This window comes from Tamlana crocina, from assembly GCF_012037625.1.
The window spans coordinates 54531-78363 of record NZ_JAAVJS010000002.1 but is presented as its reverse complement, the minus strand read 5'-3'; the positions used below and the strand labels follow the sequence as shown (position 1 = coordinate 78363).

Annotated in this window: 18 protein-coding genes; all 18 read left to right on the top strand. The window is 39.1% G+C overall.

Features of this window, described 5'->3' with window-relative positions; translation table 11 throughout:
• Nucleotides 1-11 precede the first annotated feature (11 nt).
• The 18 genes from HC176_RS01805 (at nucleotide 12) to HC176_RS01720 (ending at nucleotide 23727) form a co-directional block, all read left to right on the top strand.
• Nucleotides 12-1037: an XdhC family protein gene (locus HC176_RS01805; protein WP_167916479.1), complete on the top strand. Its 1026-nt coding sequence runs from the start codon at nucleotides 12-14 to the stop codon at nucleotides 1035-1037.
• A complete protein-coding gene (locus HC176_RS01800; RefSeq protein WP_167916478.1) occupies nucleotides 1030-1656 on the top strand; it encodes a nucleotidyltransferase family protein in 627 nt (208 codons plus the stop codon). Before HC176_RS01805 ends, HC176_RS01800 begins: the two co-directional genes overlap by 8 nt.
• Before the next feature lie 2 nt (nucleotides 1657-1658).
• Nucleotides 1659-3953, top strand: a complete 2295-nt coding sequence (locus HC176_RS01795; protein ID WP_167916477.1) for an FdhF/YdeP family oxidoreductase — start codon at nucleotides 1659-1661, stop codon at nucleotides 3951-3953.
• 159 nt (nucleotides 3954-4112) lie between these two features.
• Nucleotides 4113-6632, top strand: a complete 2520-nt coding sequence (gene nirB, locus HC176_RS01790) for a nitrite reductase large subunit NirB (RefSeq protein WP_167916476.1) — start codon at nucleotides 4113-4115, stop codon at nucleotides 6630-6632.
• A 32-nt stretch (nucleotides 6633-6664) separates the two neighbouring features.
• On the top strand, nucleotides 6665-7042 hold the full coding sequence (nirD, locus tag HC176_RS01785) for a nitrite reductase small subunit NirD (RefSeq protein ID WP_167916475.1): 378 nt from the start codon (nucleotides 6665-6667) through the stop codon (nucleotides 7040-7042).
• A 24-nt stretch (nucleotides 7043-7066) separates the two neighbouring features.
• Complete coding sequence (locus tag HC176_RS01780; protein WP_167916474.1) at nucleotides 7067-7651, top strand: DUF4202 domain-containing protein; 585 nt, start codon at nucleotides 7067-7069, stop codon at nucleotides 7649-7651.
• A gap of 12 nt (nucleotides 7652-7663) precedes the next feature.
• Nucleotides 7664-9481 (top strand): sensor histidine kinase, encoded by a 1818-nt coding sequence (locus HC176_RS01775; protein ID WP_167916473.1) that lies wholly within the window; start codon nucleotides 7664-7666, stop codon nucleotides 9479-9481.
• Between the two features lie 80 nt (nucleotides 9482-9561).
• Nucleotides 9562-10230 carry a response regulator transcription factor gene (locus HC176_RS01770; protein ID WP_167916472.1) on the top strand — a complete coding sequence of 223 codons (669 nt, stop codon included), beginning with the start codon at nucleotides 9562-9564 and terminating at the stop codon, nucleotides 10228-10230.
• A gap of 281 nt (nucleotides 10231-10511) precedes the next feature.
• The gene (locus HC176_RS01765) at nucleotides 10512-12002 is read left to right on the top strand and encodes an MFS transporter (protein WP_167916471.1); all 1491 of its coding nucleotides are present in this window, start codon (nucleotides 10512-10514) and stop codon (nucleotides 12000-12002) included.
• A 251-nt stretch (nucleotides 12003-12253) separates the two neighbouring features.
• Nucleotides 12254-15775 carry a nitrate reductase gene (locus HC176_RS01760; protein WP_167916470.1) on the top strand — a complete coding sequence of 1174 codons (3522 nt, stop codon included), beginning with the start codon at nucleotides 12254-12256 and terminating at the stop codon, nucleotides 15773-15775.
• Nucleotides 15775-17205, top strand: a complete 1431-nt coding sequence (locus tag HC176_RS01755; protein WP_167916469.1) for a rubredoxin — start codon at nucleotides 15775-15777, stop codon at nucleotides 17203-17205. The genes HC176_RS01760 and HC176_RS01755 overlap by 1 nt, the downstream gene beginning before the upstream one ends.
• A 341-nt stretch (nucleotides 17206-17546) precedes the next feature.
• Nucleotides 17547-17957, top strand: a complete 411-nt coding sequence (locus HC176_RS01750; protein ID WP_167916468.1) for a response regulator — start codon at nucleotides 17547-17549, stop codon at nucleotides 17955-17957.
• 10 nt (nucleotides 17958-17967) lie between these two features.
• Entirely contained in the window at nucleotides 17968-18510 is a 543-nt protein-coding gene (locus tag HC176_RS01745) for a heme NO-binding domain-containing protein (protein WP_167916467.1), read from the top strand.
• Nucleotides 18507-20483: a PAS domain-containing sensor histidine kinase gene (locus tag HC176_RS01740; protein ID WP_167916466.1), complete on the top strand. Its 1977-nt coding sequence runs from the start codon at nucleotides 18507-18509 to the stop codon at nucleotides 20481-20483. The genes HC176_RS01745 and HC176_RS01740 overlap by 4 nt, the downstream gene beginning before the upstream one ends.
• Before the next feature lie 11 nt (nucleotides 20484-20494).
• Entirely contained in the window at nucleotides 20495-21628 is a 1134-nt protein-coding gene (locus HC176_RS01735; RefSeq protein ID WP_167916465.1) for an FIST signal transduction protein, read from the top strand.
• On the top strand, nucleotides 21629-22714 hold the full coding sequence (locus tag HC176_RS01730) for a sensor histidine kinase (protein WP_167916464.1): 1086 nt from the start codon (nucleotides 21629-21631) through the stop codon (nucleotides 22712-22714).
• Complete coding sequence (locus HC176_RS01725) at nucleotides 22687-23001, top strand: Hpt domain-containing protein (protein ID WP_167916463.1); 315 nt, start codon at nucleotides 22687-22689, stop codon at nucleotides 22999-23001. Before HC176_RS01730 ends, HC176_RS01725 begins: the two co-directional genes overlap by 28 nt.
• Before the next feature lie 15 nt (nucleotides 23002-23016).
• Complete coding sequence (locus HC176_RS01720) at nucleotides 23017-23727, top strand: LytR/AlgR family response regulator transcription factor (RefSeq protein WP_167916462.1); 711 nt, start codon at nucleotides 23017-23019, stop codon at nucleotides 23725-23727.
• Nucleotides 23728-23833 lie beyond the last annotated feature (106 nt).

Sequence of the window (23833 nt, the reverse complement as noted above, 5' to 3'; positions counted from 1 at the left end):
CTTTTGTAATTATGACCCACGAATTTAGAGACATTGTTTTTCGGGCTCTCCACGCGCAAAAAAGTCAGTTAAAATCTGTATTGGTTACCGTTGTGGCCTTAGTTGGATCGTCCTACCGAAGACCAGGAGTGCGAATGCTAGTTGTGGAAAATGGCGATATGGTAGGCGCTGTGAGCGGTGGCTGTGTGGAAAAGGAAATCTTGCTGCAGTCGGAATCTGTTTTTAATACTGGAAAAGCCAAAATGATGACTTACGATGGTAAGTACAGATTGGGCTGCGAAGGGGTGCTGTATATTTTATTGGAGTTGTTTCAGCCTGATTACCGTTTTGAAACGGCGTTTAAATCCTGCATTGAACAACGGAAACCCTTTAAAATACAATCGTTTTTCTCCAAATACTTGGAATGTGATTTTGAAATGGGCTCGGAAGTAATCATCAACAAAGATGCTTTTCCCGTTCAGGGAAAACCTTTAGTGAAAACAGAAAAGGTGTCTATTTTCAGCCAAGATATGGCGCCGTGTTTTAAATTGGTGATTTTAGGGGCCGAACACGATGCAGTTCAGTTGTGCAAATATGCTTCGTTAACGGGATGGGAGGTGACGGTGGTTTCAGGTTCAAACGAAGCGAAAAGCATCGACAATTTCCCTGGAGCGCATCAATTTTTTTCTATGTCGCCAGAGGATGTTTCAACTTTAAATGTGGATGGACAAACTGCTGTGGTACTCATGAGCCATAATTTCGCTAAAGATTTAAGGTATTTAGTAGCACTACAGGCTTTTAGTTCGGCATATATTGGGGTTTTGGGGCCAACCAAGCGGCGTGAAGATTTATTATCGAAATTCATTGAATATTGTCCGGAAATAAATGATAACTTTTTAGAAACCATTTATGGCCCTGCAGGAATCGATATCGGTTCCGAAACACCTCAGGAAATTGCCATATCAATCATTTCTGAAATTCTGGCGGTTACCCGAAAACGCGAGGTGATTTCACTCAGTAAAAAATCGGGAAAAATCCATAAAGACCACTATGAGTAGCAAGCCTGTTCCGTTAGGGAATATCGTTTTGGTTATCTTGGCTGCGGGGGGGGCAAAACGTATGGGAGAACCGAAACAGTTGCTTCCATGGCAAGGTAAAACGCTAATTGAGTATGCTATAGAAAAGGCATTAGAGGTTCATGTTAAAAATGTAGTGGTCGTTTTGGGCGCCAATCACTCGGTTATAAAAAATGAGATTAAAAACTATCCCGTTGAAATCATTGTAAATTCAGAATGGAATAGAGGTTTGGGGTCTTCGATTTCCCGAGCGGTTTCAAACTTGATGTATGTTGTCCCGAACTTCGATGGTGCAATGTTTGTTTTAGCCGATCAACCTTTTGTGACTAGTGAATATTTAAAGCAGATGCTTGAACATTTTCAACCCAATTCAAAGCAAATTTTAACGACCAATTATAACGATGGGAAACTAGGTGTGCCAACTATTTTTGATTACTGTTATTTTGAAGAGCTATCAAATTTGTCAGAAGACAAGGGGGCCAATACCATCATAAAAAAATACGGTAACTTTGTTTTAAGCCTAGATGCACCGTTTGAAAACATGGACATCGATACCAAAGAAGATTACGAAAGGGCATTAAAAATAATCAGTAAAAAGTAGTTATGAGTTCGTCTCCCCAAGATAAAGCCAAAACCCCGGAAGCGTTTTTAGATTTAAAAGTGAAAGCACCAGATACCAATAGTGTTGGTTTTGCGGCTATAAAATCGTCGGTAAATCAGGTTTCAAAATATATGAATGCGGCCGACGCCTTTAAACTTTCTGCAAAAATAAATCAAAAAGGTGGGTTTGATTGCCCTGGTTGTGCTTGGCCCGACCCGGATGATGAGCGTTCTTCTTTAGGTGAATATTGTGAAAATGGGATAAAAGCCATTGCGGAAGAAGCCCAAAATAAAACCATTGGTGCTGCGTTTTTTGCAAAGCATTCGGTGGATGAATTGGCTAGTTGGACGGATTTTGAAATCGGAAAATCAGGTCGCTTGGCCGAGCCGATGTTTTTAGCGGAAGGCGCATCGCATTATCAGCCCATTCCTTGGGAAGACGCTTTTGCTAAAGTGGGCAACCATTTAAATGCGCTCAATTCACCCGATGAGGCGGTGTTTTACACTTCTGGCAGGACCACCAACGAAGCTGCTTTTCTGTACCAATTATTTGTTAGGGAGTTCGGTACCTCCAATTTGCCGGACTGCTCCAATATGTGCCACGAAGCCAGCGGGATAGCGCTTTCTGAAACCTTGGGTATTGGTAAAGGCTCGGTGACTTTAGATGATTTGTATAAAGCTGAAGTGGTTATGGTTATTGGTCAAAATCCCGGAACCAACCATCCGAGAATGCTTACGGCATTGGAGAAGTGTAAAAAGAATGGCGGTAAAATTATAGCCATCAACCCGGTGCCCGAAGCGGGATTGATAAAGTTTACCAATCCTCAAAATCCCATTAAAATGTTAACTGGTGGCACTCAAATTGCCGATGTTTTTGTCCCTATAAGTATCAATGGGGATGTGGCTTTCATCAAAGCATTGCTGTTAAAACTTTTGGAAAAAGAAGAAGAGTTGGGGAATGTATTCGATAAATCATTTATTGAAGAACACACCCACGGATTTGAAACTTTCATTTCAGATTTAAAAACGTATAATTTCGAAGAATGTTTAAAGGCTTCGGGAGTGTCAAAAGTCATTTTTGATGCTGTTTTCGATTTAATATTAAATAACAACAAGATAATTTGTTGCTGGGCTATGGGCCTAACCCAGCACCAAAATGCGGTGGATAACATTCGGGAGCTCGTCAACCTTCTGCTCTTAAAAGGTAGTATTGGTAAAGAAGGCGCCGGCGCTTGCCCGGTTCGTGGGCACAGTAATGTACAAGGCGACCGCACCGTAGGCATTTGGGAAGCGGCACCTCAGGCGTTTTTAGATAAAATTGAAGCGAAATACGGGTTTAAACCTACGCCTAAACACGGCTATTCGGTTATTGACGCGATTAAGGCTATGTACGAGAAAAAGGCTAAGGTATTTTTTGGTTTGGGCGGTAACTTTATTTCGGCGGTGCCGGATACCTATTATTCGGCGCAAGCATTAGCCAATTGTAATTTAACCGTGCATGTGAGTACTAAATTAAATCGCTCGCATTTGGTGACCGGTAAAGAAGCTTTGATATTGCCATGCTTGGGGCGTACTGAAAAAGATTATCAAAAATCAGGGGTGCAAATCCAGAGTGTTGAAAATTCCATGGGTGTGGTATCTTCAACAAAAGGTGTCCTTGAGCCGTGTTCCGATAAGCTTTTAAGTGAAGTGGCTGTGGTTTGTGGGGTAGCGCATGCTACGTTGAAAGAACGTTCTAAAATAAATTGGTTGGATTATAAAGACGATTATAATCTGGTACGTGCCGATATCGCTGAGGTGGTGGAAGGTTTTGATGATTACAACAACCGCGTAAAACAACCAGCTGGATTTTATCTGCCCAATGGAGCCAGAATTAGAAAGTTTAAAACCAAAACGGGTAAGGCACAGTTTTCGGTCAACAAGCTGCCAACTTGGAAATTAAAACCCGGCGAACTTATGATGATGACTATACGGAGTCATGACCAATTCAATACCACCATTTACGGATTGAACGATAGGTACCGGGGCATTTTTAACGAACGGCGCGTTGTTTTTATGAACCCAGAAGACATGCGGGAACGTGGACTTAAAAACGAACAAATAGTCAATTTGAAATCGGTTTTCAATGGAGTAACCCGAAAAGTAAACCGTTATAAAGTGGTTCAATACAATATTCCTAAAAACTGTTGCGCTACGTATTTCCCAGAAGCAAACCCTCTGGTACCACTTGATAGCTTTGCGCATACAGCAAAAACACCTGCATCCAAGAGTATTGTTGTAACTGTGGAAGTTGATTGAGGTTTCGGCAAAAACAAAACCTTTTAATTTCCTAAAAACCAATTATCTTTATTTCTATTTGAGAAAATGGCAATAATAGGCCTATTTGAAAAAAATCTTAGATAACAACTACTTGAATTACGTATAAATACTTAGTTTTGTATGTATAAATACGTAGATATGCAAAAAATTATTGTAGTTGGAAACGGTATGGTTGGTTACAAATTTTGTGAAAAGTTTGTGGAAAGACCAGAAAGTAAGGATTTTAAGATTACTGTTTTTGGTGAGGAGCCAAGACCAGCTTATGATAGGGTCCATTTAAGTGAGTATTTTGAAAGCCAAGATGCAAAAGCACTTGAAATGGCACCGCGGGAGTGGTACGAAGAGCATGGTATCGAATTAGTGACGAACGAGCGTATTACCGATATACACCGGTCGTCTAAAAAAGTAACCTCTACAAGAGATGTTAATTATAAGTACGATTACTTAGTCTTGGCTACGGGGTCGTCTCCTTTTGTTCCTAATATTGAAGGTATCGAAAAAAAAGGGGTTTTTGTTTATAGAACAATTGAAGACCTTGAGGATATGTTGGCCTATGCCGATAAGATTCAGGAAGGTCGCGACGAAAAAATAAAGGCTGCTGTTTTAGGTGGTGGTCTATTAGGTTTAGAAGCAGCAAAAGCGGTTATGGATATGGGGTTTGAGCCGCATGTGGTAGAGTTTGCTCCTAAATTAATGCCAAGACAGTTAGATACACGAGGAAGTAAGGTGCTTCAAGAAAAAATCGAATCTATTGGTATTAATGTGCACCTTTCAAAAGCTACCAATAAAATTTTGGGAGAAGGTGCAATTACGGGAATGGAGTTTGGTGAATACGATAAGATAGATGTTGAAATGCTTGTAGTTTCTGCTGGTATTAGGCCAAGGGATGAGCTCGCAAAAACATGTAGTTTAGAGATGGGTACGCGTGGCGGTATTGTGGTGAACAATAAAATGCAGACGTCTGATCCCGAGATATACGCTATTGGAGAGGTGGCCCTTTTCAACCAAATGATATATGGTTTGGTAGCACCGGGCTACGATATGGCTGAGGTTGCCGTAAACCAAATTTTAGGTAATGTGGATGTGGTCATGCAAGACGATATAGACATGTCTACCAAACTAAAACTTATTGGGGTAGATGTGGCGAGTTATGGTGAGCCTTTCATGCCTGTAGAAAAAGGATATTCCATCATTTTCGAAAACAAAACAAAAAATTTATATAAGCGTATTAATGTTAGTCACGACGGAAAAAAACTGTTGGGAGGTATCCTGATTGGTGATGCTAGTGACTATAATATGTTCCATCAAATTTACTTAAACGGATTGCCGATTCCGGAGGATGCAGAAGAATTGGTGATTGGTGCTAGGGGCGAAGGTGGTTCGTCTTTCGGTAGTGTATTGGATATACCAGATGTGGCTCAGGTGTGTTCTTGTGAAAGTGTTACCAAGGGAGATATTTGCTGTTCTATTACGGATGGTGATAGTAAAAACTTAGGCGATGTTATCGCCAAAACCAAAGCGACAACAGGTTGTGGTGGTTGTAAACCTATGGTAGTTGACTTGGTTAACGAAACCCTTAAATCACTTGGCCAAGAGGTTAAAGAGGTCCTGTGTGAGCATTTCAGTTATAGTCGCCAAGAACTTTACGATTTAATTAAAGTCAATGAGGTTGCTAATTACGAGGAAGCGCTTAATCTATTTGGAGAGGGGCACGGTTGTGAGATTTGTAAGCCAGCATTGGCGTCAATTTTCGCTACTATAACCATGGAGACTCCAAATAAGCAGCCGGTTATACAAGATACAAACGATAGGTTTTTAGCGAATATTCAACGTAACGGAACGTATTCCATAGTACCAAGGGTTGCCGGTGGCGAGATTACGCCAGACCACTTGATCGTGTTGGGTGAAATTGCTAAAAAGTACGATTTATATACTAAAATTACAGGAGGCCAACGTATCGATTTGTTCGGTGCTCAAATTCACGAACTGCCCATTATTTGGAAAGAGTTGATTGATGCCGGTTTTGAAAGTGGTCACGCTTACGGTAAATCGCTGCGTACCGTTAAAAGTTGTGTGGGGTCTACGTGGTGCCGCTATGGTATGCACGAGAGTGTAACGTTTGCCATCGAGATTGAAAACCGATACAAAGGCTTGCGTTCGCCGCATAAATTAAAAGGAGGTGTTTCGGGTTGTATCAGAGAGTGTGCCGAAGCCAGAGGAAAGGATTTCGGGTTGATAGCTGTTGAAGGTGGTTGGAACCTTTACGTATGCGGAAACGGTGGTGCTACACCAAAGCATGCGGTGTTGTTTGCAGAACAGTTGGATGACGAAACCGCCATAAAATACTTAGACAGATTTTTAATGTACTACATAAAAACGGCTGGCCCGTTGGTAAGAACAGCGCCTTGGTTGGAAAAACTGGAAGGTGGTATAGAGTACTTAAAACAAGTAGTGATAGAAGATTCATTGGGTATTGCCGAAGACCTCGAAAAAGAAATGCAAGGCTTGATTGGTAAATACGAATGCGAGTGGAAACAAGCCATTGAAAACCCAGAAATGATGAAGCGCTTTAAGCACTTTGTAAACTCTGATGACACGGACGATAACTTGGTGTTCGTACCTATGAGAGAGCAAAAAATGCCAAAAGCCTGGAACTAAAAATCTAACTAGTAGAAAAAAACAGAGTAGTTATGCAAGATATTCTAGAACAGTACAAAACAGTGTTAGAGCCCGAGGTTAAAGAGTGGTTTAAGGCGGGTGTGGTTGAAGATTTTCCGCAAAACAGTGGGGCTTGTATAAAGTACAAAACCAAACAAGTAGCGGTTTATAATTTTACCAGAACGGGCAAATGGTACGCAACGCAAAACTTGTGTCCGCATAAAATGGAAATGGTGCTGTCGTTGGGAATGATTGGCGATAAAGACGGTATACCTAAAGTGGCATGCCCCATGCACAAAAAGAATTTCTCGCTGGAAGATGGCAGCAACCTTGGTGGAGAGGATTTAAAAATTGCAACTTATCCTGTTAAAATTGAAGAAGGAAATGTGTATATTGGCTTTTCGGATTAACGATTAGTACATAATATACAACATATGAAACCCACCAGATTTGAAACAGCTATAGCTTTAATTGATGAAAAGAATAACCAAGACCCTAATGTTTATGAGGTTTTTGGAATAGAATACCCAAAAGAGTTGCTGTACTCGCAACGCATGACGCGGAAGCTATTGCAATTTGAACCCAATGCATCAAAAGCACTTCAAATTGCCGCACGGGCGCAACATATTTGCAGGTGGAAAATTGCACGCGACGAGTACCCAATGGATCGTGTAGGCTATTTAAAGTGGCGTGAAACATTGAAAAAAATGCATGCTGAACTAACTTCCGAAATTTTAAACCAAGTAGGTTACGATCAAGAGTTTATTGATCGGGTTTCTTTTTTGATTAACAAAAAGCTCATCAAGAAAAACGAGGAGTCGCAAACCTTGGAAGATACCATTTGCTTGGTGTTTTTAGATTATTATTTTGAAGAATTCGCAGCCAAGCACGACGACGAAAAAGTCATTGATATCCTGAATAAAACTTGGGTTAAAATGTCTGAAAAAGGGCATCAGGAAGCATTAAAATTGCCGTTTTCAGAAAAAAGTTTGGCTCTGGTTAAGCAGGCGATTTCTTAAAAGTGAAACAATATGGCAAAAAACGGTAATTCATTAGACCAACGTACGTTTAATAAGTTAAGCCGTTTGTATATTATCGCTTTAAGTGCTATTGCCGTTTCGGTAATAGCCAGCCAAATTCTTATCCGGAAACATTTAAACGATCAGCAAAGCGATTCTACGGTAATCAACGTGGCGGGTAGGCAGCGAATGCTTAGCCAAAAACTCACAAAAGATGTAGTGGCCCTTTCGTCAGAACCTGTGTTGGAGAACAGGTTATTGCTAAAGGAAAAAATTAAATCGACCTTTAAAGTTTGGGAGCTTTCGCACCATGCCTTGCAACAAGGTAATGATAGTTTGGGCTTGCCGAAAAAGAACAGTAAGGCGATTACCCAGAAATTTAAAACCTTAAATCCGGTTTTCGATACGATTGCTGTAGCGACAAAAGCCATTATCGAAAAGATTGAGAATGTACCGCCGTTGCCAGTGAGTGCATTTGTAAACGATATCGAAAAGGTAAGAGCGAATGAGGGAGACTTCCTTTCCCTGATGGATGATATCGTAAACCAATACGATTTGGAGGCCGATGAAAAAGTGAGTTGGCTGCAAAATCTCGAAGTTTGGATTATGGGCTTTACTTTGTTGGTTTTGCTGGGCGAATTCATGTTTATTTTTTGGCCCACGGCTAAAAGCGTAAAAAATACCTTGGCTGAATTGTTGGTTGCAGAGAAACGTGCAAAACAGATGGCTGTTGAGGCCGATGAACTTAGTATTTCAAAAGAAAAGTCGATTAAAGAACTGCGGGCCTTAAGCCACGCAATGGATGAAACTTTGCTTTTTGCACGGATTTTACCCAATGGGCAAGTGGTGCATATGGGCAATAAATTTTCAAGGTTGTTCAAATTTTCAAAATTTGGGAAAAGTGCACTCATTTGGAATGTTTTATCGAAGGTAGAAAGTGAACAATTTGCAGTCGAGGAAATTATCACTAAACATAAAAAAACAGGATGGCAAGGCGAGGTAAAGGCCACCACTAAAGACGGTGACGATATTTGGTTGGAAATGGCTATTATACCGTTTAGTCCTACTGAAGATAAATCGGAATTGCTCATTATTGCTTCCGAAATTACAGCTCGAAAAGTTGCCCAACTCGAAATCGAGCGACTTACCAAGCAGAGTTTCGAGGAAAAAATGAGTCATCAAAAAATAATCTCAAGTAAGATTATTGAAAACCAAGAAAAGGAACAAAACCGAATCGCAAAAGATGTTCACGATGGCATCGGACAAATGTTAACGGGCTTAAAGTATAATTTGGAAAGTATCGATACCAAAGATGTTGAAAAAGCCACTGCTAAAATTGAGCATTTAAAGGAGCTCACTACAAGTATTATTAAAGGGGTGCGAACGGCAACCTTTAATTTAACGCCACCTGAGTTGACAGATCACGGTATTGTGCCGGCCATTGCTAAATTATCACAAGAGCTGTCCAAACTTACGGGAAAACAAATTGTGGTTTTTAATAAAACCGATTTTAACCAAAGGCTCGATTCGCTTACTGAAATTAATATATATAGAATAGTACAGGAAGCGATTAACAATGCTATTAAATATGCGGAATCCACACATATTTTGGTGTCGTTATCACACAGTAGGAATATCCTAAGTATTGTTATTGACGATAATGGCAAAGGTTTTGAGCCGTCAAAAGTGAAAAAGATAAAAGAAGGGGACGGTGGTATGGGCATGACGTTTATGCGCGAACGTATAAATTACATAGGTGGCAGGTTGTTTTTAAATTCAGAAATTGGCAAAGGCACTCGTGTTACCCTTAATATTCCGTTGGGTGAGTAATACGTAGTATTGCTAAAAATACTTATTTTTGTAATAGAATTTTGCTATTAAGTATAGCGGATAGAAATTTATAAATTATTATGGAAGACGTTATTAATGTTGTTTTGGCAGACGACCATATTTTGGTTAGGGATGGTATTCGAGCGCTTTTAGAAGACCAAACGGGTGTTGTGGTTATAGATGAGGCTTCAAACGGAAAAGAAGCCGTAGAGATTGTTGAAAAGAACCGACCACACGTTTTAATCGTGGATATTCGTATGCCAGAAATGAATGGTATCGAGGTGGTAGGAGAAATTAATAAACGTTTTAAGGATGTAAATACTTTGGTGCTTTCCATGCACGATTCCGAAGAATATGTTGTGCAAGCCATTCAAGCGGGTGCAGATGGGTATTTGCTAAAGGGGGCCAGTAAAGAGGAGTTTTTAAAAGCGCTTAATAAGGTGGCCTCGGGCGGTAAGTATTTCACCGGAGATGTGTCGGCCATCATTATGAATAATTTTGTAAATGGAAATGCCGCCCCTGCGGCAGAAGCCAAAAAAGAGCCAAAGGAAATGCCTTTTAAGTTAACACGTCGTGAAAAGCAAATCTTGGAGTTGGTATTACAGCTTAAAAATAATAAGGATATTGCAGAAGAACTTCAAATTAGTAAACGAACGGCAGAAGTGCACCGATTTAATTTGATGAAAAAATTGGAGGTAAAAAACTTAATGGAGCTTACCAATAAAGCCAAAGAGTACGAGTTGGTTTAAATATCTTCTTTGTTTATAAAAATACGTAGTTAAAGCGGCCATGGTGCCGTTTTTTTAATTTATAGTTGTTCCCTTTTGTTTTGGTTTTATAAAAAGCTAAGGCATAATTGGTATCGTATTGTTAATTCTTCAAAAACAATATTCTAAAATTATTAATCTGATATAAATACTTAAATACTTAAGCTTTGTAAAATAAAATTAAGTATAAATACTTAGTTTTGTTCTAGGGAAATACATAGTTTCTTGGATTAAAATTTACAAACCTTAAAAATAATTATCTAATGAAAGTAACAAAAGGGGCAAATAAAACGCTGTTCATTAATACGTTATCTTTCACGTTTTGTTTCGCAGCATGGCTGTTGAATGGTATTTTAGTAACTTTTTTAGTTGACAATCAGGTGTTTAATTGGAACGCTGTTGAAATAGGTTGGCTAATAGGTATTCCTATTTTAACAGGAGCCATTTTTAGATTGCCGGCAGGTATTTTAACCGATAAGTTTGGGGGTAAACCCGTATTTGCAGGCCTATTGTTATTATGTGCCGTGCCCATGTACCTTTTGTCTTATGCCAACGGCTTTTGGTCTTTTGCATTGTGCAGTTTAGGTTTTGGTATTGCGGGAGCTAGTTTCGCGGTAGGAATAGCATTTTCTTCAATTTGGTTTCCAAAAGAAAAGCAGGGTATTGCTTTAGGGATATTTGGAGCGGGAAATGCTGGTGCCGCTATCACCACACTTATCGGACCTAAGTTATTGGATATATTAACCGACGGAAAAACCAATCTTGAAGGCTGGCGCGATATGCCCAGAATCTACGCTGCTTTTTTGGTGGTAATGGCCATTGTATTTTTCCTTTCAACAAAAAATAAAAAACCAGCTTCAAGTACCAAAAATTTAAAAGGCATGTTGGAACCGCTTAAAAGTGTGCGTGTGTGGCGATTCGGGTTGTACTACTTTTTGGTATTTGGATGTTTCGTGGCTTTCGCGGGTTGGTTAGTACCCTATTACACCAACGTTTATGCCTTAGATTTGGCCACAGCGGGTTTCTTGGCCTCTTGTTTTAGTTTGCCATCTGGGGTTATTAGGGCTTTTGGAGGCTGGTTGTCTGATAAATTCGGAGCGCGAAAGGTGATGTATTGGGTACTCGGTACCTCGTTGGTGTTCAGTGCGACGCTCATTATCCCAAAGATGGATATTTACGCAGCGGGTAAAGGGATTATGGCTAAATCGGCCGGTACGGTTACCGCGGTTACCGATGCTTATATTGAGGTGGAAGGTGTTCAGTATCCGTTAAATGAAAAGATGGGTAAATTGACTTCAGCCGATGAAGAATTTCATTTCTTACCAGCCAAGGAATCTTGGCAACAAGCTTTGGTTAAGGAAGGCGATGTAGTAAAAAAGAAGCAATTAATTGCCGAAGGTAAAACCCATATTTATTTCCAAGCCAACCTTTGGATATTTGCCATAATAGCCATTTTAATTGGTTCTATTTGGGGTATTGGCAAGGCTGCCGTTTACAAACATATTCCCGATTATTTTCCCGAAGAAGTTGGTGTTGTAGGAGGTATGGTCGGCGTACTCGGTGGACTGGGCGGTTTCTTCTGTCCTATTATTTTCGGGTACCTTTTGGAAGGTACCGGGCTATGGTCTAGCTGTTGGATTTTAATGCTTGTTTTGTCGGCCATTTGTCTCATTTGGATGCACAGAGTGGTACAGCGCATGGTAAATAAGGCAACGCCTGAGTTAGTGAATAAATTTGAAAAAAATATCGATTAATGAATTGAAGCGTACTATACTTAAAAGATTGTTTTTAATGATAAAAGCATGAGTATAGCCAAGCCTTTTTTAACAAATCAATAAAATCGGTATTCTATAATTATTAATCCTGTATTTTTTATTTGATGGATCAGGATAAGGAATGAAAATTAAGTATTTATACTTAATTTTACGAAAAGGGAAATTGAAGGTTAATACAATTTGTATTTGAAGTTGGGAGCAGTGTCTTATTTATTTAAAAGTAAATTTAAATGGTAAAAAGCGAAGTAAAAACAACGTGTTCGTATTGTGGAGTAGGATGTGGAATTATTGTTAAAAAAGACAACAACGATAAAATTTATGTTGAAGGCGATAAAGACCATCCGGTAAATAAGGGCATGCTCTGCTCTAAGGGAATGAACTTGCACTATGTAGCGAATGATGTTTCCGATAGGATTTTATATCCTGAAATGCGATGGAGCCGTTCACACCCCCGTGAGCGCGTAAGCTGGGACGATGCTTTGGATAGGGCTGCAAGTGTTTTTAAATCCATCATAAAAAAACACGGTCCGGATAGCGTTGGTTTTTACGTGTCGGGCCAAAGTTTAACTGAAGAATACTATATAGCCAATAAACTTACGAAGGGTTTCCTTGGAACAAACAACATTGATACCAATTCGAGGCTGTGCATGAGTTCGGCCGTGGTGGGGTATAAAAAGACCTTTGGTGAAGATAGTGTACCGATTTCCTATGAAGATATCGATTTGGCCGATTGCTTTTTAATAACTGGGGCAAACCCGGCATGGTGCCATCCTATTTTATTCCGAAGACTTGAAAAAAGAAAAGAGGAAAACCCCGATGTGAAAATCATTGTGGTCGATCCCAGAAAAACAGACTCCGCCAACTTTGCCGATTTGCATTTGCAGTTGTTGCCTGGAACTGATGTGGTGCTTTACAATGCCATTGGAAGATGCTTGTACAAACGCGGATTGATTGACGAAGATTTTATCAATAACCACACTGAAGGTTTTGATGCTTACAAAGATTTAATTTTTAAAACATCGTTAAAAGAGGCATCCAAACTTTGTGGTGTTCCCGAAAAGGATATCCAAAAAGCGGCCGATATTATTGGGCTTTCAAAAGGCTTTATCAGTATGTGGGCCATGGGACTCAACCAAAGTGTTGTTGGGGTTGATAAAAATGTGTCGTTACTCAATTTATCGCTTATCACCGGAAAAGTGGGGAAACCCGGTTCGGGACCATTTTCGTTAACAGGACAGCCCAATGCCATGGGAGGACGTGAAGTGGGCGGTATGGCCAATTTGCTCGCCGTTCATAAAGACTTAATGAATGAAGAACACCGTAGAGAAGTAGCACAATTTTGGGGCGTGGATAAAATAAACCCGAAACCCGGGTTAACAGCCACCGAAATGTTCGATGCGCTTGAAAGCGGAAAAATGAAAGCCGTTTGGATTGCTTGTACCAACCCGTTGGTGAGTATGCCTAACACACACCGTATTGAAAAAGCCATGAAGAACGCCAAGTTTGTTGTGGTTCAAGATATTTCACATAAATCGGATACCGTGGCACACGCCGATTTGGTATTGCCAGCTGCGGCTTGGTTGGAAAAGGAAGGTACGATGACGAATTCCGAACGCCGTATTTCATACTTGCCAAAAGAAATCAATGCGCCCGGTGAGGCCAGACCCGATGTTGAAATATTCTGTGATTTTGCACAGCGTATGGGCTTCAGAGGCTTCAACTTTAATAATGCCGAAGAGATTTACGATGAGTACGCCTCAATGACCAAAGGCACGAATATCGACGTATCATTCTTAAATTACGAAAGATTAAAAACCGAAGGCACGTTCCAATGGCCGGTACCAGAATATAGACATACTGGAACAGCGCGTCTTTTCGAAGATAAAAGATTCTATACGCCATCAAAAAAGGCACAATTCAATTTGCCAACGCATACGGTAAATACATCGGTACAACCGAATGAAGATTATCCGTTGATATTAACTACAGGGCGTATCCGCGACCAATGGCACACCATGACCAAAACGGGAAAGGTGTCGCGATTAAAAACGCATTACCCAACGCCAGTGTTGGAAATCAACCCCGTTGATGCTTATCTCAATAAGTTAAAAGATGGCGACATTACCGAAATAAAAAGTGAAAACGGATTGGTGCGTGTGCGTGCCAAAGTAACCGACGATATTAAACGTGGCGTGGTGTTTTTGCCCATGCACTGGGGGAAACAGCTTCAAAGCGATTTGAACCGTACCAACAACCTCACTAATACTCATGTTGACCCGGTTTCGAAAGAGCCCGATTTTAAGTTCACCCGAGTTTCGGTGACTAGGTACGAAAAGACTTTTGAAAAAATTATAATTGTTGGAGCTGGAGCGGCAGCCTTTAGATTTGTACAAAACTACAGGGAATTCAATGAGAATGACGAAATCCATGTATTTTCAAAAGAACCCAACCTGTTTTACAACCGGGTATTGCTTCCGGAATATGTTACAGAAGAGTTAAGTTGGGAGCAGCTTTTAAAAATTAAGGAAAGGGAGCTTGGAAAATTGAATATCCATTTGCATCCTGAAACTTATATCACCGACATCAATAAAGAAGAAAAAAACGTTACCGACAGCAATAACGAAACGCATACTTTCGATAAATTAATATTGGCAACGGGAAGCCGCGCCTTTATCCCGAAAGATGTGCAAATTGATTTACCAGGACGTTTTACCATGCGAAACAAAAAGGATGCCGATGAGTTTAAGGCCTACTTGGATGGCACCGGTTTGCCGCCTGAAGAGCAGCACGTCGTTATCGTTGGTGGTGGATTATTAGGTTTGGAGTTGGCCGCGGCCATGAAACATAAAAATGTAAAAATTACCATAATTCAGCGGGCATCGCGATTAATGGAACGCCAATTGGATAAAGTTTCTAGTAAGCTTTTGGCTTTGGATGTGCAGGAACGCGGCATTCAAATTTACTTCGATAACGAAGTAAGCACTGTGTTTGATGATGAGGATACGGGCGAATTGAATATCACCTTAAAAAGTGGAAAGTTTTTAACCGCCAACGCTATTGTTTACGCTATTGGAACCATTCCAAATGTTGAAATAGCGCGAGAAAATGGTATTGCATGTAGTAGGGGAGTTAAGGTAAATCAGCATTTACAATCCTCGCACCCCGATATTTTTGCCATTGGCGAAATTGCCGAATTCAACAACCAACTTTTCGGAATTACATCGGCGGCTGAAGAACAGGCGAATATTTTAGCCAACTTCATAGCGGGCGATATCAGCTGTGCGTACAACGGTTCGGTGTTGATGAATATATTGAAATTCAATGATTTGAATCTGTGCAGTATTGGCGATATTAGTGTGCCGGAAAACGATGATAGTTATGAGGAAATCATCTTCACCGATATTAAAAAGCGTTACTACAAAAAATGTATTGTAAAGGATGATTTATTGATCGGTGCCGTTTTAATGGGCGACAAAAATGAGTTTGCTGAATTTAAAACCATGATTGAAAGTAAAATTGAAATGGCCGAAAAACGAAACACTTTACTTCGTGGATCGTCCAATAATGAGCCAGTTATTGGTAAATTAGTATGCTCGTGCAGTCAAGTTGGTGCAGGTAATATAGAGGAAGCCATTGCCAAAGGTTGTAACGATTTTACAGAATTGTGCAATAAAACCGGAGCTGGTTTGGGCTGCGGAAGTTGTAAAACAGAAGTTAGGGAAATACTTCATAATTCAAAAGTATTAGCATAATGGAAGAACCATATAGATTACGGATAAACGGAGGTGTGCTATCTCCAGGAGAACTAAAATATATTTGTGAAGCCGCAGAGGGCTTGGGATTGGATGCTATTTCTTTTGGTTCGCGACAGGATATCATTTTCCCCGAAGCTATCGATGAGAGCAAGTTCAGCGAGTTCGATAAAATTACGTTTGTAAAACCTAAGCGCGATGGCGTGGAAAATATTTCGTCGTCTTATGTGTCGGCCGAAATTCTCCCAAGTACATCTTGGTTAACTAGTGATAGATATTTGTACGTTATTGAGCAATTTAAGCATAAGCCCAAACTACGAATTAACGTTACCGACCCCAAGCAGCGTTTGGTGCCTTTGTTTACTGGGAATGTGAATTTTATAGCTTCAGAGCATGAAGACTATTGGTACCTTTACGTAAGGCTTCCCGAATGGAAAAAAACGGTGATGTACCCAGCATTGATTTACAGTTGGGACATGGATAAAATTGAACATGCTATTGAGAATGTTCTGCAGGAAGAACCCGAAAATGTTGAAACCCTTTTTGAGTTGGTAAGCGATGCGGTGGATACCAATAACCGCACGGTCGATAAACCTTTGGATGTGCCGTTTTATCCCTTTCCGTATTACGAGGGCATGAACCGTATTGGTCCAGATAGGTATTGGTTAGGATTGTATTGGCGAAACAACCGTTACGATTTAAAGTTTTTAAAGGCCATGTGCGATTTGTGTTCCGATAATAAAATTGGAAAAATATCCATTACGCCTTGGAAATCATTTATCGTAAAAGGTATCCCTTTGAGTTCCAAACTTCAATGGGAAAAGTTTTTGGGCAAATTCGGAATCAACGTGCGCCATTCTATGTTGGAGATGAACTGGCATATTCCGGTAAACGATAAAGAGGCGCTCAACCTTAAAAAATATCTGGTTACCAATTTCGACCAAAACGATATTAGTACTTACGGACTAACTTTCGGCATTACCAGTTACGATAGCGATACTTATAATTTCACGTCCATCGTTATTGAAAAAAATAAAAAACCCGAGGCTATTGGAGATTTTAAAATCCGAGATACTTTCAATTTGTTGTATGCCAAAGATTTCGACCCCAATACCCAAGAATATATTCTGCATGTGCAGGATGTAGATAAAGTGGAACTTCCCGGTTTATTGATGGAATTAAGCCAGTTGTACTTTGAACAATTAGGAAACGAAAAAACCGAAGAAGAACAAATAAAACCCTTAAAGGAAACTGTTGAGGATGAGGTTTACCAATGCACGGAATGCCTTACGGTTTACAATGAAGTTTACGGAGATATTACCCAAAATATTGAACCCAATACCCCGTTTGAAAATTTACCGCCCAACTACGAATGCTCGTTGTGCGAAGCACCAAAAAGTAGTTTTGAGCGTAAAGTTTTAGTGAAATAATTGATTGAAAATTGTCAGCTTTTTTTCAATTATAAAAGGAGCCTTTATACAGGCGTTTTTAAGTGGCCAGTTTTGTTAAAAAACTGGCTTTTTTTATGTCAAAAATTCGTCTAAATATAGCACGGTTTTTCTGTTTAAATAGTCATTTTAGCGATTGTGGCAACTATAGATAGAGCCTTGTGGATAGGTCGTTTCAAGCATTCTTTATTTAAACTCAAAACTATTCGTCTATACTTTTTTGCCATTTATCTACACATAGGGAAGAATAGACTAATTATACGGTTGTAGATTGATATTTCGGTTAATTTTACTGAATCACATTTAAGCTTAAATTTTTAAAAATGAAAACCCTGAAAATATTACTTATTGAAGACGACGTGATTGAAGTCATGAAATTCAATAGAGTTGTATCGTCAAATAACCTTCCACATACCATAATAGAGGCCAATAATGGAGAGGAAGCTTTAGAACTTTTAAAGGACAAAGACAATATACCCGATATCATTCTTTTGGATTTAAACATGCCAAAAATTAATGGTATTGAATTTTTAAGTATTCTTAAAAAAGATGAATTTTTAAAGTATGTGCCAACCATAATTCTCACCACATCAAGTAACCAAAGGGATTTAGTGGCTTGTTATGAAATTGGTATTGCTGGCTACGTGTTAAAGCCTTTAAAATATGAGGAATATGTTTCAAAAATTGAAAAATTATTGGCATATTGGAGTATCAACGAATTAAAAAAGTTATAGAAAAGGAAAAATGAAAGGCATAGTTTTTACAGAGTTCCTCAATTTGGTTGAAAGCAAATTTGGCCTGGAAATGGTAGATAAGATTATCAATAAATCAAACTTAGAATCACAAGGCGCCTATACGGCAGTAGGAACATACGAATTCTCAGAAATGTTACAGCTGTTGCAGCATTTAAGTGAGAGCACTGGAGTTTCTATCGATGATTTATTAATGGTTTATGCCGAACATTTTTTCAAAGTTTTAGTGGATAGTTATCCCGGAATTATTTCAGCCTACAAAGACCCGATTGAAATGCTATCATCTATTGAAAACCACATTCATGTAGAAGTAAAGAAAATATACCCCGACGCCGAACTGCCAACATTCCAGATCATTGAAAAATCGGGCGAATTATTGGTTATGGTGTATAAATCCAGTAGGGCCATGTACTACTTTGGGCTAGGGTTAATGAACAAAACTTTCGAACATTTTAATTCATCGGCTGAAATTCAGTTGGAAAAAATAAAAGAAGATGGCACCGAGGTGAAGTTCATAATCCAAAAAATTTCATGAGCCAAAAAGAAATAGACATATTAAAAAGAGCGTTAGAAAGAGAAAAGCTGGCGAGAAAGAAGGCCGAAAAAATTTTAGAGGATAAAGCTGCGCAACTGTACGAGACTAATCAAGAACTTACCAAAGCCAATAGAGATTTGGAAATTCTTTTGTTAAAAACAGATTCGCAACTTCAAGGGGTTTTTGAGAATATAGTGGATGCCTACGTTATTATGGATTTGTTTGGCAACATTCTTAAAATGAACGATGCGGCCGTTTCTTTATTGGGCTTCAATAGTGTTAAGGACGATTTTAATTTGATGAATTTAGTGCATCCTAAAGAGGCTAATCGAGTAGCCGAAGCATTCAAAACACTTTATAACCACGGAAGCATTACCGATTTTCATCTTAAAGTAATAACCAGAAAAGAGCAACACCTTTTGGTACATGTAAATGCCAGCATTATATATGATGATGGTGTACCAGTGGCCGCCCAAGGTATTGTAAGGGATATTACAAAAAAGAAGGCATACGAAAATCAGTTGATAGAATCTGAAAACAGATTATCCACCCTAATTTTGAATTTAGAGAGTGGCGTACTACTGGAAGATGAAAATCGAAAAATAGTACTTACCAACAAAAAGTTTTGTGAATATATGCAATTGGGGGCTGCCCCAGAAGATTTAAAAGGGCAAGACCGGGCCGTAATAGCAGAGCAGAGCAAAGCGGTGTTTAAAAACCCAGACCAATTTGTACAGCGCATCAACCAAATACTTGAAAATAAAGAGCAGGTGCTTGGAGACGAGATAATTATGGCCAATGGCACCATTTTAGAGCGCGATTTTGTTCCTATTGTCTATAATAATAAGCACAAAGGGTTTCTTTGGAAATACCGTGATGTTACCGTAAGGCGCCGTTACAGAAAAACGCTTGAGGCGCAAAGGCAAAAATACCATAATATTATTTCCAATATGAATCTGGGGTTGGTGGAAGTCGATTCAGACGATAGGATATTAATGGTAAATCAAAGTTTTGTGGAAATGACGGGGTATTCCGAAAAGGAACTTGTAGGCTCTAAAGGAAAGGACTATTTACCTGTTGAAGAAGACCAACAGCTCGTTAATGAAACTGTTGCAGCACGAAAAAGAGGCAGGACCAACAGTTATGAGTTACGTATAAAAAACAAACAGGGCGATATTAAGTATTGGTTGGTAAGCGGTACGCCAAACTACAATTTAGATGGAGAATTGGTCGGCTCCATTGGTGTTAATTTTGATATTACCGAAATAAAAAACCTGCAACTCCAAAAGGAAAGTTTGCTGAAAAAATTGGAAAAAAGTAACGACGAACTCCACGAGTACGCCCATGTGGTATCGCACGACCTTAAATCGCCATTGCGCAGTATAAATGCCTTGGTAAGTTGGCTAAAGGAAGACAACAAAGATGTTTTGGACCAAACCAGTATACAAAACATAGGACATATTGAAGACACCTTAGAAAAAATGGAACAGCTCATTAACGATGTGTTGGAATATTCCAGTGTAGGGGCAGACGATACCAAGGCCGAACGGGTAGATACAAATATTCTGGTTAATGATTTAATAGCGATTTTGTATGTGCCAGAACACGTACAGGTAAAAATAAACAATCAGTTGCCCGTTGTAAAAGGCAGCAAAGTAAAGCTTCAACAGGTATTTCAAAATTTGTTGAGTAATGCCGTTAAGTTTATGGATAAACCCCAGGGGCTTATTGAGATTAGTTGTTTAGACCTAAAAACCCATTATCAGTTTGCGGTCAAGGATAATGGCTTGGGTATTGAAAAACAATTCCACGATAAAATATTCAAAATATTCCATGCCTTAAACAAAAGCAAAGACTCCACAGGTGTTGGGCTAAGTATAGTTAAAAAGATTGTAGAGTTGCATGAGGGCGATATTTGGTTAGAGAGTGAACCAGGCGAGGGCACAACCTTCTACTTTACCTTAAAAAAGTAAAAACTTAAAAGATGAAAACAGTTCAATTGCATAAAACTAAAGATGGGAATTGGGAGTATTTGTCAGCTAAACAACAGCTTAAAAACCCTTTGGTGTTGGTGTTTGGTAACAGACATCTTTTGGAGGATAACAATATATACAATGAAATGGAAACACTATTTCCTGAAGGGCATATTGTTTTTGGTTCAACTTCTGGCGACATCTGTTCCCAAGCTGTAGCCGATAAAGGCATCACAATTACGGCCGTTGAGTTTGAGAAAAGCACATTTGTAATAAAGACCTGTAATATTGTCGATTCTCAATTGGATAGTTTTAAAACGGGACACGATTTAATAAACCAGTTTCCAGATGAAGACTTAAAGTATGTGTTGGTGGTTTCCGAAGGAAGTTTTGTAAATGGCAGTCAATTAACGAAGGGCATGAGCGCCGCGACAAACCACGACGTTTTAATAACGGGCGGGCTGTGCGGTGACGATGACCGTTTTGAAAAAACCTTGGCTTCTTACAATGAAAATCCGAAACAGGGCGAAATTGTGGCCATTGGTTTTTATGGAGAAACCTTAGAAGTTTCTTCGTCCATTCACGGCGGATGGACGCCTTTTGGGCCAGAACGTACCGTTACCAAATCGGAAGCCAATGTATTGTATGAATTGGATAATCAGCCCGCTTTAGATTTGTATAAAAAGTACTTGGGGGAAAAATCCAAAGAATTGCCAGGAGCTGCATTGTTGTACCCTATGAATGTTAAGTTGGTAGACGAGCACCAGTCTATTGTAAGAAGTATTTTAACCATTGACGAAAAGGAAAACACGATGATTATGGCGGGCGATATTCATGAAAACTCTAAAGTGCAGTTGATGATGACCAATGTTGATAATATTGCCAACGCTTCGGAACGCGCCGCGAAACAAGCCTTGGAATCAAGAAAGAATGAACCACAATTAGCATTTTTAGTAAGCTGCATTGGTCGGAAATTAGTGCTCGATCAGCGTGTGGAAGAAGAAATAGAGGAAGTGACAGCCGTTGTTGGCGCAAACACCACCATTTCGGGGTTTTATTCCTACGGTGAAATTGCTCCGTTTCATGGCGAAAACAACTGCCAGTTGCACAACCAAACTATGACGGTAACGCTCATTAGTGAATAAATGAACTCTTTACTCAAGCGACAAATAAGAAAGTATTTAAGCGAAGAACAGGCTTCAGATAAAAATATGGAGCAGTTCTTAAACGCTATAGGCCGTTCGTATAATAATTATGACGAACAGTTTAATATGTTGCAGCGATCCATGCAGATTAGTTCGGAAGAGTTGTTCACTGCGAACAAAAAATTAGAAAAGGAAGCCCAAGCACAACAGGAGGTTATCGATAAGTTGAAGAATGTTATTGAAACGCTTAAATTTTACGAATTACCCGAAAATATAGCATCAAATAATAGTGCGGATTTAGACGGCTTAAAGCTGGTCAATTTTATAGATAATCAAACCAAGGAGATTATAAAAATTAATCAGCAGCGTGAAAACTTGATGAGTGAGTTGGAGCACCAAAACGAAGAGCTTAGTGATTATGCCCACGTGGTGTCGCACGATTTAAAATCGCCTTTACGGAGTATCGATACCCTTTCAACATGGTTAAACCAAGATTATAAAGATTCGTTGGATGTAAACGGGGTAAACAATATAAAGCAAATTAGAAGTCATGTTGAGAAAATGGACAAGCTAATTAGCGGCATATTGGAATACACGGCTATAAGCAAAAACAAGATTGAATTCTATGACGTTGATACCGATAAATTGGTGGACGATGTAATTAAAATGATAGAAGTGCCTCCACATATTTCAATTATAAAAAGGAATAAATTACCTATAGTAAAAGGCGATAAATATCGTTTACAGCAACTTTTTCAAAACTTGATTACTAACGCCATCAATTATAATGATAAAGCCGAGGGGATTATTGAAATTGGATTAAAAGACGAAGGTAAATTTTGGCAGTTTTATGTAAAGGATAATGGCAAGGGAATTAAAGAAACGTATTTCGATAAAATATTCAAGATTTTCCAAAAGTTGGAAAATGATTCCAAGTCCACTGGGGTTGGCCTGTCGATAGTAAAAAAGATTATTGAATTGTTTGGCGGAAAGATTTGGCTGGAGTCGACCTTGGGCGTTGGAACGACTTTTTATTTTACATTAAAGAAAAAAACAACATGGAAAAACCTAATCTTACCTATATAGAAAGCATGTCTGGAGGCGATAAGGCCTTCGAAGAAAAGCTTATAAATATTATAAAAACAGAGTTCCCACAAGAAAAAGAAGCGTATTACAACAATTTAGCTGAAAAAAAGTTTAAAGAAACAGCAGAAAATGTACACAAACTTAAACATAAAATTAGTATTTTAGGGCTTGAAAAGAGTTATGAAGTAGCAGTAGCTTTTGAAAACAATCTTTTGCAGGGCAATATAGACCTAAGCGAAGAGTTCGAATCTATTTTAACCAACATAACCAATTATTTAGACCAATAACCCTAGCTATATTTTATGAATTGTATCATTATTGACGATGAAGCCACAGCGAGAGCAATCATAAGTCAATTGTGTTCTAATACACCAAGTATCCATGTCCTGGAAGAGTTTCCAAACGCCATTCAGGCCATAAAATACTTAAACCAAAATGAAATCGATCTCATTTTTTTGGATATCCACATGCCCGATTTTACAGGATTCGATTTTATCGATACACTAAAAAATCCACCAAAAATCATATTGACAACTTCTGATGCCAATTTTGCCATCCAGGCATTCGAGTATGCATGCATTGTTGATTATTTAGTCAAACCTATTCACTTGGAACGATTCCAAAAAGCCATAAAGAAAGCCGAAACATTTACAGTAGCAAGCACCGAAAATACAGTTTCCGAAAAATTAGAAGGTGCTTCTTTTGGTGATTTATATGTGAACATAGATAGGCGTTTAATTAAAATTGACATTCCGAGTATTTATTTGGTAGAGGCCAAGGGCGATTATATCCATGTAAAAACAGAAGATAAAAACTACACGGTACATTCCACTTTAAAGAAAATTGAAGAGAAATTACCAGAGGATTTATTCTTGAAAGTTCACCGCTCGTTCATTATAAACACGACTAAAATAGTGGATATTGAAGATAATAGCGTGCTTATAAAAAAGGATGTTATACCGGTAAGTCGCTCCAACCGCCCAGAGCTAATGAAGCGTTTAAACTTACTTTAAACGTTTAACTCGGCAATTTTACCATTCGTCTACACTAATTTCCCGCCGAGCGAAAATCCCCCTGAAAAAGATATGTGGAGATTAACTTCGTGGAATAAATTATTAT

Coding starts and splice junctions, on each gene's coding strand:
- HC176_RS01805 (WP_167916479.1), top strand. CDS start 12: ATGACCCACGAATTTAGAGACATTGTTTTTCGGGCTCTCCACGCGCAA.
- HC176_RS01800 (WP_167916478.1), top strand. CDS start 1,030: ATGAGTAGCAAGCCTGTTCCGTTAGGGAATATCGTTTTGGTTATCTTG.
- HC176_RS01795 (WP_167916477.1), top strand. CDS start 1,659: ATGAGTTCGTCTCCCCAAGATAAAGCCAAAACCCCGGAAGCGTTTTTA.
- nirB (WP_167916476.1), top strand. CDS start 4,113: ATGCAAAAAATTATTGTAGTTGGAAACGGTATGGTTGGTTACAAATTT.
- nirD (WP_167916475.1), top strand. CDS start 6,665: ATGCAAGATATTCTAGAACAGTACAAAACAGTGTTAGAGCCCGAGGTT.
- HC176_RS01780 (WP_167916474.1), top strand. CDS start 7,067: ATGAAACCCACCAGATTTGAAACAGCTATAGCTTTAATTGATGAAAAG.
- HC176_RS01775 (WP_167916473.1), top strand. CDS start 7,664: ATGGCAAAAAACGGTAATTCATTAGACCAACGTACGTTTAATAAGTTA.
- HC176_RS01770 (WP_167916472.1), top strand. CDS start 9,562: ATGGAAGACGTTATTAATGTTGTTTTGGCAGACGACCATATTTTGGTT.
- HC176_RS01765 (WP_167916471.1), top strand. CDS start 10,512: ATGAAAGTAACAAAAGGGGCAAATAAAACGCTGTTCATTAATACGTTA.
- HC176_RS01760 (WP_167916470.1), top strand. CDS start 12,254: ATGGTAAAAAGCGAAGTAAAAACAACGTGTTCGTATTGTGGAGTAGGA.
- HC176_RS01755 (WP_167916469.1), top strand. CDS start 15,775: ATGGAAGAACCATATAGATTACGGATAAACGGAGGTGTGCTATCTCCA.
- HC176_RS01750 (WP_167916468.1), top strand. CDS start 17,547: ATGAAAACCCTGAAAATATTACTTATTGAAGACGACGTGATTGAAGTC.
- HC176_RS01745 (WP_167916467.1), top strand. CDS start 17,968: ATGAAAGGCATAGTTTTTACAGAGTTCCTCAATTTGGTTGAAAGCAAA.
- HC176_RS01740 (WP_167916466.1), top strand. CDS start 18,507: ATGAGCCAAAAAGAAATAGACATATTAAAAAGAGCGTTAGAAAGAGAA.
- HC176_RS01735 (WP_167916465.1), top strand. CDS start 20,495: ATGAAAACAGTTCAATTGCATAAAACTAAAGATGGGAATTGGGAGTAT.
- HC176_RS01730 (WP_167916464.1), top strand. CDS start 21,629: ATGAACTCTTTACTCAAGCGACAAATAAGAAAGTATTTAAGCGAAGAA.
- HC176_RS01725 (WP_167916463.1), top strand. CDS start 22,687: ATGGAAAAACCTAATCTTACCTATATAGAAAGCATGTCTGGAGGCGAT.
- HC176_RS01720 (WP_167916462.1), top strand. CDS start 23,017: ATGAATTGTATCATTATTGACGATGAAGCCACAGCGAGAGCAATCATA.